Origin of the sequence: uncultured Planktomarina sp. (genome assembly GCA_943788425.1) — a bacterium.
Taxonomy (GTDB): Bacteria; Pseudomonadota; Alphaproteobacteria; order Rhodobacterales; family Rhodobacteraceae; genus Planktomarina.
The window spans coordinates 25406-40483 of the sequence record CALSQF010000003.1; the positions used below are offsets into that span (position 1 = coordinate 25406).

General features: G+C 50.6%; 10 protein-coding genes, 1 tRNA gene and 3 pseudogenes. 6 read left to right on the top strand and 8 right to left on the bottom strand.

Going from position 1 to position 15078, the window contains the following annotated elements:
• The first annotated feature begins 124 nt into the window (after positions 1 to 124).
• The gene (locus ABLW18_RS02670) at positions 125 to 832 is read left to right on the top strand and encodes an IS6 family transposase (RefSeq protein WP_044050508.1); all 708 of its coding nucleotides are present in this window, start codon (positions 125 to 127) and stop codon (positions 830 to 832) included.
• 212 nt (positions 833 to 1044) lie between these two features.
• Here the strand turns inward: ABLW18_RS02670 and ABLW18_RS02675 are convergent, their stop codons facing one another.
• From ABLW18_RS02675 to ABLW18_RS02685, 3 genes and pseudogenes are all read right to left on the bottom strand, one after another.
• On the bottom strand, positions 1045 to 2067 hold the full coding sequence (locus ABLW18_RS02675; protein WP_347823330.1) for an ACP S-malonyltransferase: 1023 nt from the start codon (positions 2065 to 2067) through the stop codon (positions 1045 to 1047).
• Entirely contained in the window at positions 2064 to 4247 is a 2184-nt protein-coding gene (locus tag ABLW18_RS02680; RefSeq protein ID WP_347823331.1) for a thiamine pyrophosphate-dependent enzyme, read from the bottom strand. The genes ABLW18_RS02675 and ABLW18_RS02680 overlap by 4 nt, the downstream gene beginning before the upstream one ends.
• Positions 4248 to 4266: 19 nt before the next feature.
• Positions 4267 to 4356 (bottom strand): annotated as a pseudogene (locus tag ABLW18_RS02685) (glutaryl-CoA dehydrogenase); the annotation flags it as partial.
• A gap of 124 nt (positions 4357 to 4480) precedes the next feature.
• On the opposite strand from ABLW18_RS02685, the pseudogene ABLW18_RS02690 reads away from it, so the two are divergent.
• The 5 genes and pseudogenes from ABLW18_RS02690 to ABLW18_RS02710 all read left to right on the top strand — a co-directional run bounded on the left by ABLW18_RS02690 (position 4481) and on the right by ABLW18_RS02710 (position 9747).
• Positions 4481 to 4901: pseudogene (locus ABLW18_RS02690) on the top strand (DDE-type integrase/transposase/recombinase).
• A 203-nt stretch (positions 4902 to 5104) separates the two neighbouring features.
• Complete coding sequence (gene argE / locus ABLW18_RS02695; RefSeq protein WP_347823332.1) at positions 5105 to 6289, top strand: acetylornithine deacetylase; 1185 nt, start codon at positions 5105 to 5107, stop codon at positions 6287 to 6289.
• A 41-nt stretch (positions 6290 to 6330) separates the two neighbouring features.
• On the top strand, positions 6331 to 6798 hold the full coding sequence (locus ABLW18_RS02700) for a MarR family EPS-associated transcriptional regulator (RefSeq protein WP_347823333.1): 468 nt from the start codon (positions 6331 to 6333) through the stop codon (positions 6796 to 6798).
• A complete protein-coding gene (locus ABLW18_RS02705; protein ID WP_347823334.1) occupies positions 6795 to 8174 on the top strand; it encodes a phosphomannomutase in 1380 nt (459 codons plus the stop codon). The genes ABLW18_RS02700 and ABLW18_RS02705 overlap by 4 nt, the downstream gene beginning before the upstream one ends.
• A 682-nt stretch (positions 8175 to 8856) precedes the next feature.
• A complete protein-coding gene (locus tag ABLW18_RS02710) occupies positions 8857 to 9747 on the top strand; it encodes a hypothetical protein (protein WP_347823335.1) in 891 nt (296 codons plus the stop codon).
• Between the two features lie 674 nt (positions 9748 to 10421).
• On the opposite strand, the pseudogene ABLW18_RS02715 reads toward ABLW18_RS02710, so the two are convergent.
• The 5 genes and pseudogenes from ABLW18_RS02715 to ABLW18_RS02735 form a co-directional block, all read right to left on the bottom strand.
• Positions 10422 to 10565 (bottom strand): annotated as a pseudogene (locus tag ABLW18_RS02715) (IS6 family transposase); the annotation flags it as partial.
• Between the two features lie 519 nt (positions 10566 to 11084).
• A tRNA-Cys gene (locus tag ABLW18_RS02720) sits at positions 11085 to 11158 on the bottom strand.
• A 181-nt stretch (positions 11159 to 11339) separates the two neighbouring features.
• A complete protein-coding gene (gene metG / locus ABLW18_RS02725) occupies positions 11340 to 13052 on the bottom strand; it encodes a methionine--tRNA ligase (RefSeq protein WP_347823336.1) in 1713 nt (570 codons plus the stop codon).
• Positions 13053 to 13109: 57 nt separating this feature from the next.
• A complete protein-coding gene (locus ABLW18_RS02730) occupies positions 13110 to 14345 on the bottom strand; it encodes an MFS transporter (RefSeq protein ID WP_347823337.1) in 1236 nt (411 codons plus the stop codon).
• Positions 14346 to 14438: 93 nt separating this feature from the next.
• Positions 14439 to 15065 carry a hypothetical protein gene (locus ABLW18_RS02735; RefSeq protein ID WP_347823338.1) on the bottom strand — a complete coding sequence of 209 codons (627 nt, stop codon included), beginning with the start codon at positions 15063 to 15065 and terminating at the stop codon, positions 14439 to 14441.
• Positions 15066 to 15078: the final 13 nt, after the last annotated feature.

A 15078-nucleotide genomic window follows, 5' to 3' on the forward strand; every position in this document is an offset into this window, starting at 1 on the left:
GCCAGAACGAGATCGATGATTTACGGGTTCGGCTCGTTTCACCTCCTAAAATGATAATTGGTGGCGCGGTACTGTCAGATAAAACTAACTTGAGACGGGGCGGGCGGTTTTGTAGCCTCGCCGCATGACAAAACACTCCCCATTCAGGTACTTTAAAACGAGTCCTGAGATCATCCGCTTGGCTGTGATGCTGTACGTTCGTTTTCCGCTCTCACTCCGTAACGTGGAAGATCTTCTGCACGAACGAGGCATTGAGATCAGCCACGAAACAGTTCGGTTTTGGTGGAATAGATTTGGTCCGATGTTTGCTGCTGAGATACGAAGAAACCGGGTTAGTCGGATGCGATCGTATTCGAACTGGCAGTGGCACCTGGACGAGGTCTTCGTGAAGATCAACGGAGAGACGCATTACCTCTGGCGGGCCGTTGATCACGAAGGTGAGGTGCTTGAAAGTTATGTAACCAAGCGCCGAGACCGCAAGGCAGCATTGAAATTCCTCAGAAAAGCAATGAAGCGCTACGGCGGGCCAGAAGTAGTTGTGACGGACAAACTACGTTCCTATGGCGCTGCAATGAAAGTTGTTGGCAACGCGGATCGGCAGGAAACGGGTCGCTGGGTAAATAATCGGGCTGAAAATTCCCACTTGCCGTTTCGACGACGAGAACGCGCTATGCTCCGCTTTCGACAGATGCGATGTTTGCAAAAGTTCGCTGCAGTCCACTCTTCAGTCCACAACCATTTCAATCAGGAGCGCCACTTCTACTCACGAGACAATTTCAAGCTCAATCGAACCGCCGCTCTTACTGAGTGGCGCCAACTGTTGAGCGCATAGATTAAAGCTGCGCCAGCAATCCGATGCGAGTTCTCATTCGTCTGACAGCACCTTTGCTACAATCCGATACAAGTTTCTATTTGGCTGATATCGTCAGTAGTCACTTTCGAGGCCTTGTGAAAATTTATATTGGCGCCCAATATGCAGAGTTGGTTTCAACCAGTTTTTGTTACAAATTTTGTTGTTATTTTGACGCACAAACTATAGCGCAATCAAACTGATGTGTGCATTGCTGCCATCGACAAAAGCCTTGGCTGACCTTGGTTTTTTTTTTGAACATCTAATTTTGAATTCCATCCTCGCCATTTAGATCGGATAAGAGCCTGAGCTGTCGCCCCGATCAGAGTGGTACCTGGACCTAGAATTATGAACACATCTGGCATTAACTCCCGTGCGGCAGTACGAATAGCAGCTGTAAAGTCGAATAATTCGTAAACCTGATGTCCGAGTGTATAAGTATACAATGCGTTGGTATCTGTCGACTTGGGTTGCCAAATTGCTCCCCGACCGTCTACCAGGGGTATGCTCGGTTGATCAAAAAGATGTTCAGGCAATGCCGAAAATCCGAGCTCTGAAACAGGTTTTTGCAGGTGGGTGTGAAAGCCTGCATGGTTCGGCAGGCGCATCGGGTATCTCTCTTGAAGGACGGGAGCCGAATTTTCAAAGGCAACCAACCCAGCTTCGTTTCCTGCAAGCACCAACATGCCGCCTAGATCGATGGATAAGCCCAGCACATGATCCGGGCGGGCGTTGATAGCAAAGACTTCGCGCATCAAGTTTTCACGTTGATTTGGGATTTCCTTCCAGTCCGCGTCAACGAAGGGGTAGATAAGTTGCCCACCGATCATCTGTTCCTGCATCAGCGTTCCCATTGTGTTGACCACTTGCATCCCACCCATCGGATCAAGCGCGCCTGCGCAGGCCAGTGCAATATACCAACCCATGGAATTCCCTGTTACGCCAATAATATCAAAACGGTCGCGATCAATAGCCCCAAAATCCGCATGTGCACAGGCATAGATCAGAGCCGATGCATTGTCGCCGCGCGTGTGTGTAGGGCCAGAAAATCGTGCAGCGGTATCAAGTTCGCTAACTGTTTTCTGACCAAGCTTTATGCGAAAGGCATCAAACTGGCCAAGATTAGGTGCATTTGGATGATGTCGCGCCAGATAGCCAAGTTCGGTTTTGTTATAAGTGCCGCGCCCGGGCGCGATAACAACTGCGGTTTGTTTCATAACGCGTTCCAAAGTTTTGTGGCAGCTGCAACTATGCTGTCACGGCTGGGCAGTGTGGTGGCATAAGCCGGACCAGTGGCGATAAAGCTGTCCTCTGCGGCGAGGCGTGCAGCAGGCAAATCGCTGCGTTCAGTGAGCATGGAAAGCAAGGCTTCGGATTGACCACCCGTACCGCGACATTCATCTACGATGAGTATTTTTTGTGCACCGTTGATTGCCGACAAGATACCGTCGGTTGGGAGTGGAGCAATCCAGCGGATGTCGATAATCCGAGTTTCAATACCCTGTTGTTCCAAAATTTTGGTGGCCTGGTGCGATAGGTAGTGGCCATTTCCATAGGTGATGATGGCCAAGGGACCGTTACCCGTAACACCAACCTCGCCCAGGGCAATGGATTGATCCGGGGTGGGGTAGGTATGCATCCAGCCGCTGTCTTTTTCATCATGTAGATCGCGCACGGGATAGAGCGCGATAGGTTCCACAAAAACAACAACGCGCTGTTCTTCGCGGGCCAATCGCACACATTCGCGCAGCATTTTGGCTGCATCTGCACCGTGGGACGGGCAGCCAACGATCACACCGGGTATGTCGCGCAAAACGGCGAGCGAGTTGTCATTGTGGAAATGCCCACCGAAGCCTTTTTGATACCCAAGTCCCGCAATTCGCAGCACCATTGGATTGGTGAACTGGCCGTTGGAAAAGAACGACAGGGTTGCAGCCTCGCCGCGGATTTGATCCTCGGCGTTGTGCAGATAAGCAAGAAACTGAATTTCAGGCATCGGGATAAAACCGTTGTGGCCCAGACCGATGGCTAGCCCAAGGATAGATTGCTCATCCAGTAACGTATCGATAATTCGGTCCTGCCCGAAACGATCACAAAGTTTTTGCGTAACGCCATAAACGCCACCTTTGCGGCCAACGTCTTCGCCCATCATTACAATTTCTGGATATTCAAGCATAAGATCGGTTAGCGCCCAGTTGATTAGCCGCGACATTGGTTGTTTTTTACACATCTGTTTGATATCGCTGTCGAATGCAATTTCGCGTGCTCGCGCAGATGGGCCGTTCGTGGGTTTGCAATCCCGCTTGGGTGGCACAATGGAAGCCATCACCTCTGCAGCGGTAGACAGGCGTCGTTGTTGGATCACCTCTTCCGCGACGCGGGTGCATTGCTCCTCGGTCTCGGTATAGATCGAAAGTGCTTCGTCGGTTGTAAGAACTCTGCCTTCTGTCAGTAATCGCGCGGAATGCAGCAAAGGGTCGTTCTGTTCCCATTCTTCAAAAATGTTTTTCGATAGATAGGTTTGTTGCAAATCTGAGCCTGCGTGGCCATATAAGCGCACAAGGGACAAGTGTAGGAATGCTGGTTTCTTGCGTTTGCGCACATATTCTGCCGCCTTTTGTGTGGCATAAAAGGTGTCAAATAGATCAAGACCATTTCCTTTGAAATACTTTAGGCCCGGTTTGTTGGCAAAATTTGCCCCAATCCAGCCCAGCGGAGTGCGGGTGGAAATCCCGATTCCGTTGTCTTCGCATACAAACAATAGCGGCAATGGGACGGATTGGTAGGACGTCCAGCAGGCGGTGTTGATTGCCCCTTGGGCAGTGGAATGGTTCGCAGATGCATCACCAAAGGAACACATCACAATACTGTCGTCTTCCAGCACTTTGTGTTCGGGTGGATGCCGTTTGGCCAGTGCTACGGAATACGCTGCACCGACGGCTTTTGGTAGATGGCTGGCGATGGTGGAGGTTTGGGGTGGAATGTTCATTGTTTTAGAGCCAAGCACCTTGTGCCGTCCGCCAGACATGGGGTCAAATTTCGCGGTGGAAAAGCTGAGCAACATATCCCAAGTGGGTGTCGTACCTGGAACCATCGCAGAACGACGTGTCTGAAACGCCCCGTCTCGGTAATGCAAAAACGCCATATCGTTTGGCCGTAGGGCGGAGGCAACTGCTGCCATGCCCTCGTGACCAGAGGAACCGATGGTGTAGAACCCTTGGCCATCGGTCTGCATCTTGCGTGACCGCCGATCAAGGTTACGGCTCAGGCACTGCGCACGAAAAATAGCGACCGCCTCAGTCTCTGACAAAGGGCCAGATGGCGGATTGCCACTGGGAAATTCACCTGCGGTAACACGGGCGACAAAAGCATCGTGAACGATATCTGCGCGATCCATACTTTTTTCCTTTGAATGCTTAAAAGAAAGCCTGCAGGCCCGTTTGGGCGCGGCCCAAGATTAGGGCATGCACGTCATGGGTGCCTTCGTAAGTGTTAACGGTAATCAGTTGTTAATGCAAAAAAGGACCCGATAACTCTAAATAGGTGGCTAAAGGGTACTGTCAGAAGAAAATTGGTTGATGCGGGCAGGACAGGCACCTATCGCCATCGGATGACAAAACAGTCCCTGAGATCATTCGGATTTCTGTAATGCTGTATGTTTGGTTTCCAATTTCGCTTCGTAATGTAGAACACCTTCTTAGACGCATTGAAATTCATCTAAAAATCTATGAAGCAGCACGGAAATCCAAACGTTATCGTAACTGATAAGCCGTGATCTTACCGCGCAGCGATGACGATAATAGGAAATGCTGACCGCCAAGAAACAGGCCGCTGGGTCAACAACAGAGCTGAAAACTCTCATCTGCCGTTCCGACGACGAGAAAGGGCGATGCTTAAGTTTAGGCGTGGGCCGACCTTACAGAAATTCGCTTACGTCCAAGCGGCACTCTAGAACCACCTCAACCAGGAACGCCACCTTTACTCACGCCTCAATTTCAAGCTTAACCGCGCCGCTGCTCTAGCTGAGTGGCGTCAATTATTGAGTGCATAGATTTAGGCTACACCAGCAATTCGATACGAGTTCTCATTCGTCTGACAGCACCTAACAAATTCCTAGGCCCACCGCTCCTCTACGTCTAGTATACGATAGAAACTGAAACTGGCCTGAAGTAGCGTAATCGCCGCGGTAAGATTAATCTGACCTGATGTGGATAATTTTTGCATTACTCCGAGCCTATTTGAATGGATTTTAAAATGGCAAATGAAAATCTTGATCGCTTAAGCCCATTTGATTTGATGTGTAAATTGATCAGCTTTCCAACAGTAAGCTGTGAGACCAACCTGCCGCTCGTAGATTGGGTTGAGAGCTACCTGCATTCGCATGGGATATCTGCACACCGTTGGACTGATCCAGATCAACCTCATAAAGCTGCCCTATTTGCCCATGTTGGACCAGAAATTGCCGGGGCAATAGTTTTGTCAGGGCATACTGATGTTGTACCAATCGATGGCCAGAATTGGGAAACGAATCCTTGGGAGGTCGTTGAAAAAGATGGGCGGTACTATGGCCGTGGCACCTGCGATATGAAGGGCTTTGATGCCCTAGCAATTTGGGCATTGGTCGAGGCGCACTTTATCGGCGTGTCTAGGCCACTACAATTGGCGCTAAGTTTTGACGAAGAAGTTGGTTGCACTGGTGCGCCGCCAATGATCGCAGCTATGCAAGGCGTAGTTCCAAAAGGTTCTGCCGTAATCGTTGGGGAGCCATCCATGATGAAAGCAGTAACAGGCCACAAAGGTGGCTCTGGCTTTACAACTGAAGTAGTAGGTTATGAGGTTCATTCCTCAATTCATTATCAAGGTGTTAGTGCTATTCATGAGGGTGCAAGACTTATCCAATGGGCAACAGAGCAGAATGAAATTAACCGCTCAAAAGAGCCGGAACCTTTAGCAATGATGTTCGATCCGCCCTACACAACATGGCATGTTGGCACGATTTCTGGTGGAACGGCGGATAATATCACCGCCAAAGATTGCCAGTTCAACATGGGCTATCGAGCAGTTCCAAGTGACGATACCCAAAATTTGGATCACATGTATGCTGAAAAAGTGCGGGAGGTAAAAACAGCGATGCAAGCTATACGACCGGAAGCAGATATCATTCTGACCTCCCGTTACGCAGTCACGCCTCTGAAGCCAGAAAGTAGCGGCGAAGCCGAATTGCTTGTCCGCTCGATTACTGGTGATAATGGCGATCACTTCGTAAGCTATGGAACTGAGGCGGGGCAATTTCAAGATGCAGGATATTCTGCAGTAGTGTGCGGGCCCGGTGATATTTCTCAAGCGCACCAACCAAATGAGTTTATAGAGGTTGCCCAGTTAGAGGCCGGTCACAAATTCATGCGTGACTTGTTGTCTGTCTTGAGATTTTCGCGTTAAATTGGCGGGCGCTTTGATGCACCATTCACTCCTGAACAGTAATGATCATTTTTGTAGCGTACCGTTATTCCTCTTCACCCGAGCCTGCAAGTGTAGCGAGGCTTGTTGCGGTAGCCGTTTTGGGGGCCATTTTGGCTAGTCGGCGCGAGGAGCAGCAAGCTGATATTCGCTTGAGGGTTATGCGGCTCATTTCGCAACACCCTGAGATGTCCACACGACAGGTGGCGGATGAAGTTGGGATCTCAATTGGGTCGGCTTATTGTGCGCTCTCCGCCCTTGTTGAAAAAGGCTTTGTGAAGCTAGGCAATTTCAAGAAAAAGTCCCGTAAAGGTCAATATGCCTATCTCCTGACGCCAAAATGCATTCGAGAAAAGTCCCTCCTTACGCACAGCTTTATAGAACGCAAGCGCGAGGAATTCGAAGTGCTTAAAGCGGAAATCAAAGCGCTTGAAGAAGAAGCCGGTCTTGCCGCTGAGGCGACGCTAGCGTCAAGGAGCGGCAAGCAGTGACCGAGCTGACCTGTTTCAAGGCCTATGACGTTCGCGGTGAAATTGGTGTCAATATAGACGAAGGCGTCGCCTACCGAATTGGACGGGCAGTTGCGCAGCATTTCGTCGCTAAATCGATTGTGATCGGATTTGATGCGCGTAAAACAAGCCCAGCCTTTGCGGCCGCGGCGTCTCAGGGCGCGCGCCATGCGGGTGCCGATGTCATCAACATTGGCATGGCGGGTACGGAGGAAATGTATTGGGCCGTGACCGAATTTGGTGCCTGCGCCGGGATTGAGGTGACCGCGTCGCATAATCCGATCAATTACAACGGGATGAAAATCGTAAAATCGGGGTCGCGCCCATTGGATGATGTGAGTGATTTTCAAGTTATAAAGACACTGGCGAGCTCTCAGGACTGGGATGATGTTTCCAAGCTAGCCAGTGAATTTGACAGGTCAAATGATGCGCGCAGGGCCTATGTGGATCGTGTGCTCACCTTTGTGGATGTCAAAGCCTTGCGGCCTTTGAAAGTGGTTGTGAATTCTGGCAATGGCGCGGCGGGGCCAACCTTTGATGCGCTTTCAGAGCGGTTGTTGACGCTTGGTGCACCGCTAGACTTTATCCGCGTGCATCACACACCCGATGGGACATTCCCGAATGGTATCCCCAACCCCTTTCTGCCGGAAAATCATCTTGCCACTGCTGATGTTGTCAAAGCTGAAGGCGCGGACTTCGGCGTCGCATTTGACGGTGACTTCGATCGCTGCTTCTTCTTCGATGAAACTGGTCAATTTGTGCCAGGTGAATATGTCGTGGGCCTATTGGCGTCCATCTTCATGGAAAAAGAATTGGGCGCCAAGATCGTCCATGACCCTAGAGTGATTTGGAATACGCAAGACATTGTGGCGCAACAAGGCGGCATCGCTGTGCAATCCAAAACGGGCCATGCATTCATTAAGCAGGTAATGCGCTCGCATGCGGCTGTCTACGGCGGCGAAATGTCAGCGCACCATTATTTCCGTGACTTTGCCTATTGCGATAGTGGGATGATCCCGTGGGTTTTGATTGCCGAGCTTGTATCGCGGTCTGGGAGCTCACTGGGCGATTGGGTGAAAGATAGGTTTGCGGTTTTCCCGAGCTCAGGTGAGATGAATTTTAAAGTTGCTGACGCAAAAAAGGCGATTGCAAGCGTATTTTCAGCCTACCGCGCGGATGCTCTGTCACTCGATGAAACGGATGGTGTCAGCCTCGCCTTCGCCCACTGGCGCTTCAACCTGCGCCGCTCGAATACCGAACCGCTCGTGCGTTTGAATGTTGAGGGCAAGGGTAAAGCGGATGCACTTGATGCACATGTGAGTAAAATTGTGGATTTGCTTGGTGGAACGCAGGCTTAAGGCTGCCGATAGTGGCGAGGTTTGGGTAGGTCAGGTCAGAGTTTTCGGACATCGAAAAAAAGATCGGCACTAAGGACTCAGGGCATAAAGCTTTACAACTCTGGAAGGAGAGGAAAGGCCTTCTCCCATTACTAGAAAAGTTATCCAATATAATGACGATATAAATCATATGGTTATGCCTTGCATGGAGCAAATTTTAACTAACGAATAAGTGAAATGACGAAATGCCAGCCGCCAAGGCGCTATCTGTACTGATCTCTCAGCTACCTCAATCCACCTCTACATAATGGATTTGGTAACAATGTGGGATACGGTGAATGCAAGCGAGTAGTTAGAAAAAATTACAACAGCGTAAATAGGATTAAGTACCCTTGGCTCACCTAACCCCAGCACCATCCATCGCTGAAGCAGAGTTACCCGTGCAAACGATCTGATACGTATCATTACCCTTCACGCCACCTTTATTCATGCCTCAATTTCGAGCTGAATAGAGCCAATTTTCTAGCTGAGTAGCGTCAATTGTTGAGCGCATAGATTCAGGCTGTACCAGCAATCTAATGCGAGTTCTCATTTGTCTGACAGCACCTTTAAAGGGGCATTCACTTTAACTTGTGTGGCCTGCGTAAAAGTATATACTATCGCTTGCGTAACTAGAAAATCGCCTATTTAACCTTTGTATATCATGAATTTAGACAATGATCACTATAACAGAGACATAGTCGTCGTTAATAACGACGAGGTTCCTTCTGAATTTGCCCTCAATGAGGTAAGTCAGGGGGCAACAGAGAGCCTTCACACAAATGATTATAAGTTACGGCACAGAAATTTTTCACAAACTTTACTTCTGAATGTTAGTAATTTCCGCTTCCTGAACAGCAGAAAGTTTGAAGATGGCGATAGCACGGATGTCCGAGAGATGATAACCGCAAATGCTCATTTGGACGCTTCGGTTGCAAATGGCATCTCCTTCTTTGGTACTGATAGTCTTCTAAACAAATTTAACATTATTTTTGAACCGCAGGATGGCTTAAGTAACAATATTTCTGTACAAACTAAACTGAAAACAAAACTTAAAGAGAAAAGCTTCAGGGTTGCACAAAATGAGCGCTTAGAACTTCATATTACTTTGGCGCAAAAGGAATATGAAGCATTCCGTCAGGACGCAGAAATAAATCAGCAAAAGTTAATTCTTCAATTAGAAATTACGTTACAAGAAAATTGTGGAATTTACCAAAATAGAGAAAATTCCAACGTTAAAAGTGATAAGAATATTATAAAGATACTGCCTGAGAAAATACTATCGCGCTCTGAAATTGGAAATGTAGCCATTAATCCAATAGACGAGGTAATTTTTAGCGATTTTTCGTTTAATTGGTTGCCAATGGAAACTGTACGAAAAACAGATCTGCACGAGGTAAGTTGGCCACAGCGAAAGCAACTAACTGGTAACTTGAGAAACTCTTATGGAAACATCTCTGCGGGGGCAACTTGGGCCGAAAGCTTAGTGTGGATATTCATATTACTGGGTTGTTTTGCAGTCATACTTTCGCTGATTATCTATATTTTTCATTAATATTAACACGTGTTATGAAGTGTTAATTATTTTTACGTGTAATAAAATCAGAGTTACCCGTGTAAACGATCTGATACGTTTTGTTACCCTTCCGCGACAGTCATGGCATCTGGCTCTCTGACGTGCCTCATGGGCTGTGGCGTCGCCTCAAACGACAGCGATCAGGTTTGCTACCTTTCAGTGCATCTTTCCACCTCGACATAGGTAGCGATCTCTAATAGCCATATCTAATGAAGAGTTACTTCGTTGACACCGCAGCAACTATTATTTTCTTCACGGTTGTAGCCGCTCTGAGCGAGTTGTTGATTGCAGGCATGGGTCCCACACAGGTTTTGATTGCGAGGCTGATCAGTATACCGGTCATGATGGTTGCGGCGCGGCCGTATGGCCTATGGCGGGATTGGTTTTTTTCAAAGACTCGGCCCCAACGGTGGCTCACGAACCTCGTTGGCGACATCATTGCTTTCATTACATTCCAAGTACCTGTCTATGTGGCAACGTTAGCCTTGGCGGGCGCAAACGCTTCAGAAATAGTGGCAGCGGTGAGTGCATCTTTAGTGTTTATGATCCTGCTAAGCCGACCATTTGGCATATATCTCCAAGCTATGCGAAATTGGGCAAGGATGCTGTCAGACGAATGAGAACTCGCATCAGATTGCTGGCGCAGCCTGAACCTATGCGCTCAATAATTGGCGCCACTCAGTAAGAGCAGCGCTTCGATTGAGCTTGAAATTGTCTCGTGAGTAGAAGTGGCGCTCCCGATTGAAATGGTTGCGGACTGAAGATTGGACGGCAGAGAACTTCTGCAGACATCGGACCAAATCTGCTCTATCAAAACCGAACTGTTTCATGGTTGATCTCAATGCCTCGTTCGTGCAAAAGATCTTCCACATTTCGGAGTTACATCGGAAACCAAAACATTACGCATCACACACCCTCCATAAGTATCATCCTCAGACTGCCAGAGACCAAACCCACCCGCAAACCAAATCTTTACCTTGGATTCCCACCTGCAAAACTAGCCAACCCAATTCGTTTGGTTATGAAGCTAGGGGTTCCCTTGAGGCTCACAGAGAGGCGCTAGTTCAGATGCCAGATTATATGAGGTGTAATGGAGAACGCCGACAGCCAAGCGCAGCGCCAGTATAATCGGTTAGCGCTGCACTTAAATCCAGATCGGTACAGTAGAGACTAAGAGGGGTTTGCGCGTTCTGTCACAATCCTGTCACAAACGGTCACACTAAAGTAGCGCAAACTCCTCTTGACTACTGTAAACGGACGACGGTAGCCTGGCCTTCCAAGGGGTTGTTTTAGTTTAAGTTCTGAGGGATTTTGTTTGGAGGCGGGTACCGGAATCGAACCGGTGTACACGGATTTGCAATCCGCTGCATAACCACTCTACCAACCCGCCTCTGTGCCTTCAAACCTTAGTTTTGGGGCAATCATTTGCTCTGCTTTCGCCCTGGTTATGCAGGCATTTGAAAACAGATCATGTAATCTGCGGGGTTATTGTCTTTTTTGCCGCTCTTGTCCAGTCCACAATTGTGCTCTTTGGCGCATGTTTGTGCAGTCTCGAGAGCGGCCCGCTCAAGTCACGGACGTGTTCCTGAAAAGCGTTGTGACCATTCATTGCGTTGCTCATCAGTGATTTTGCCAAAGAGGTTTTCCGGCACATTAAATGCATCGCCAACCGCGCATCTGGTGAGCGCTTGGTTCAGATCTTCTGGCCAGAGCGGATCCGTCTGGCCCATCGCCTGACGCAGGGTCTGCGCCGCATCGGGGATGAAGGGGGCGGAGATTTGGCCGTAAAGCCCAATGAGATTGAGCGACAGGCGGATGATCGTCGCAGCTTCCTCGGGATTGGTCTTATATACGGCCCAGGGTTCAGCAGCTTGCAAATACTCATTGCCCAGGGCCCAGATTGCCCGTAATTCCGCAGCGGATTTGCGCACTTCCACGGCCTCCATATGGGTTTGATAGCTCTCCAGGCGGTTTTGTAAATCTGCAATCAGCGCGGTCTCACGCGGGCCATAGCCGCCGCCTTCTGGCACGGTTTCCCCAAATTTTGAGCGACAAAATTTGGTGACGCGGGAGACGAAATTTCCCAGGACATCAGCCAGATCTTTGTTCACATCTGCTTGAAAATTATCCCAGGTGAACTCGCTGTCCGAGGTTTCCGGTGCGTGGCTGAGGAGCCACCAGCGCCAGTAATCGGGCGGTAGGATCTCAAGCGCTTGATCCATAAATATGCCGCGCCCCTGGCTCGTGGAGAACTGCCCACCGTCATAGTTGAGGTAGTTAAATGATTTGATGTAATCGACCAGCTTCCATGGCTCGCGAGAGCCTAGAATTGTGGCTGGGAAAGAGAGGGTGTGGAAGGGCACATTATCCTTGCCCATAAACTGTACATAGCGCACGTCCTCTGCGCCTTTATCGGTGCGCCACCAGCGCTGCCAGTCATCACCTTTACCAGCATCCACCCATTCGCGGGCGGAGGCGATATATTCAATCGGAGCGTCAAACCAGACGTAGAAGACTTTACCTTCCATCCCGGGCCAAGGTGCATTGCCGCGCCGCACGGGAACGCCCCAATCGAGGTCGCGGGTGATGCCTCGGTCCTGCAACCCATCACCGTCGTTGAGCCATTTTTTTGCGATAGAGGTGGTCAGTACTGGCCAATCGGTTTTTTGCGCAATCCAATCACTAAGCTCTTGGCGCAAAGATGATTGCCGCAGATACAAGTGGCGTGTGTTTCGCACTTCTAGGTCGGTCGAGCCAGATACGGCTGAGCGTGGTTCAATCAGATCGGTCGGCTCCAATTGTTTCGTGCAATTTTCGCATTGATCGCCACGCGCTTTGTCATAGCCGCAGTTGGGGCAGGTGCCTTCGATATAGCGATCCGGCAAAAAGCGCCCATCCGCGTGGGAATACACCTGTTGTTCATCGACTTCCGCAATCAAGCCCTGGTCCGCAAGGCAGCCGGCAAAATACTGAGTAAGCTCTTTGTTTTGTGCCGATGAGCTGCGACCGAAGTGATCGAACGACAAGCGAAACCCTTCGGCAATCTTGGCCTGCACCGCATGCATATCTGCGCAATACTCTTCAACCGGTTTGCCGGCTTTTGCGGCGGCGAGCTCCGCCGGGGTACCGTGCTCATCTGTGGCGCAGAGAAACAATACCTCATTGCCTCGCGCCCTATGGTAGCGGGCAAAAAGATCCGCAGGCAGCTGGCTACCCACAAGGTTGCCAAGGTGTTTGATCCCATTGATATATGGAATGGCTGATGTGATCAGGATACGTTTCATAGTGTCGTCCAAATAAAGTTGGCCTTATTTAACCCTCTGCGGTCCGAAAGCCCAGCCCTAAGGCTTAGAAGATGAGCCTGGATCGCGCAGGATTTTTGTCAGCCGGCCAAGCATGAAAGAGGTGCGTGGCGCGTAGATATAGGGGGTTTTGGATTCGGCGACATCGCCGAGCAGCAACCGCAACCCGCCGATGCCTGCCAAAAGCAGATGTGCAACGGCAATAAAGATGAAAAACGAGCCGGTGCCGAATATGTCAATCAATAATGCAGCAACGATGGGAGAGGCGATTGCGCCGATCGCATAATAGAACAAAAGAGCGGCTGAAAGTTCAACACGTTCATCGGTTGCGGCGAAGTCATGGGCATGGGCGGTGGCGACCGAATAGATCGGCACGGTGATAAATCCAAACAAGCAAGAGGCGATGATGACTTGCGTGACCCCGAGTGAGAAAAAGGAGAGGGTGCAAGATATCAGCGAGGCAATTGAAATGCCGATGACCACCCAACGGCGATCAAATTTATCGGCCAACCAGCCCGCCGGATATTGTGAAATGGCCCCACCCAAAACGTAGCCGGCGAGAAAAAGGCCGATTTGCGAGGCGTTTAAATTGAGCTCTGTGCCATAGATGGGTCCTACCATCCGATAGGCCGCAGAGGTCAAGCCGCTCACCATAACTGCAAAGACGGCGAGGGGGGAGCGGCTGAGCGCCAAAAGAGGCCGCAGGCGTGGCGCTGCTTTTGTAATGGGTGGGCTGGCTTTGGTCAGGGCGAGCGGTAACAGGGAGGCGCAGCAAAAGAGTGTCAGAAGGTTATAGGCCAGATAGGTCTCAACCGAAGCCAAAGCGCCAATCATCATCTGTGCTCCAAGCGCGGCAGAGATATCTACCACGCGATAAACCGCCATGGTTCGTCCGCGATTGGCATTGCCGGCTTTCGCCTGAAGCCAGGCTTCGACCACGGTGTAGCAGCCTGCCACGCAAAGTCCTGAGGCGATGCGCATCACGGCCCAGGCGGTGGGGTCGACGAACAAGGTATGGCCCAGCATACCAATGGCGCCCATGGCGGTGAAGACCGCAAAAGCGCGTGAATGTCCGACGCTGCCCATAACCCTGGGCGCCCACCAGCAGCCGATGAAAAACCCAAGGAAATGCGAAGAGCCCAAGATGCCGATTTGCCCTTTGGTAAAACCCTGCTCCAGCCCTGTGAGAGCGTCCAAGGGGCCAACCCCACCGGAGGAGAGTTGCAAGAGGATGACGGACAAGAAAAGCGCCGCAAAGGATAAGATGAGTCGCATAGCGCAACCATCGACCTGGTCGTGCGGAGTGGCAAGTGGGATTTGATTCCTTGGCGTTGATTTTTGGAGCTTGGTCCGGTTTTTGTTTGGGGGCTAAATTTGGGGGGGGTCTTGCGAGGCAGTGGCCAGCTGATAGCGCCCTTCGTGCCGCGTAATATGCCAGCGGCGCGGGGGCGCGCTGCGGCTGCGTATGCGGGTGAGTTGCCAGTTGTCCATGCTGGCTTGAGGGATGGGGCCCATATGCCAGCGGCTTTCGATTCCGGGTGCACCGCCTGTGCCGGGGGTGAGCAAAAGAGCCAGCGGGGTGCAGCCGCCTTCACGCGCGCCAGTTTCGGCCGCCAGATGCAGTCGCCGCACAGGGGTTAGGGCGGGCAGGCCAGGCAGATCGGCCACCACAAGCGGCACGGCGCTGCTGCGCAGGATCTCTTCAACGCACCACAGAATATCCTCTGCGCGTTTGGGGCTCACAAAGGTTAACCGTCCAGGAGAGAAAAAAGGGGTGACCCCCTCTGCGTGCAGCCGATCAGTGCTCCACTCTGGTGTAACCCAAAATACAGGCCCTTGTGTGTTTTGCGCCACCATCATTGCAAAACTGTGCCGAAATTGGCCGCAAGCCTCATGCGCGCGCGCCAGCGTCAGGCGAATGCCGGGCCAAAGTTCCAATAAGGCCGCCTGCGGTCTGCGGACAGATGAAATCAGATTCGGGGCGTAGAGTGTCATTTTTGCAGACTAT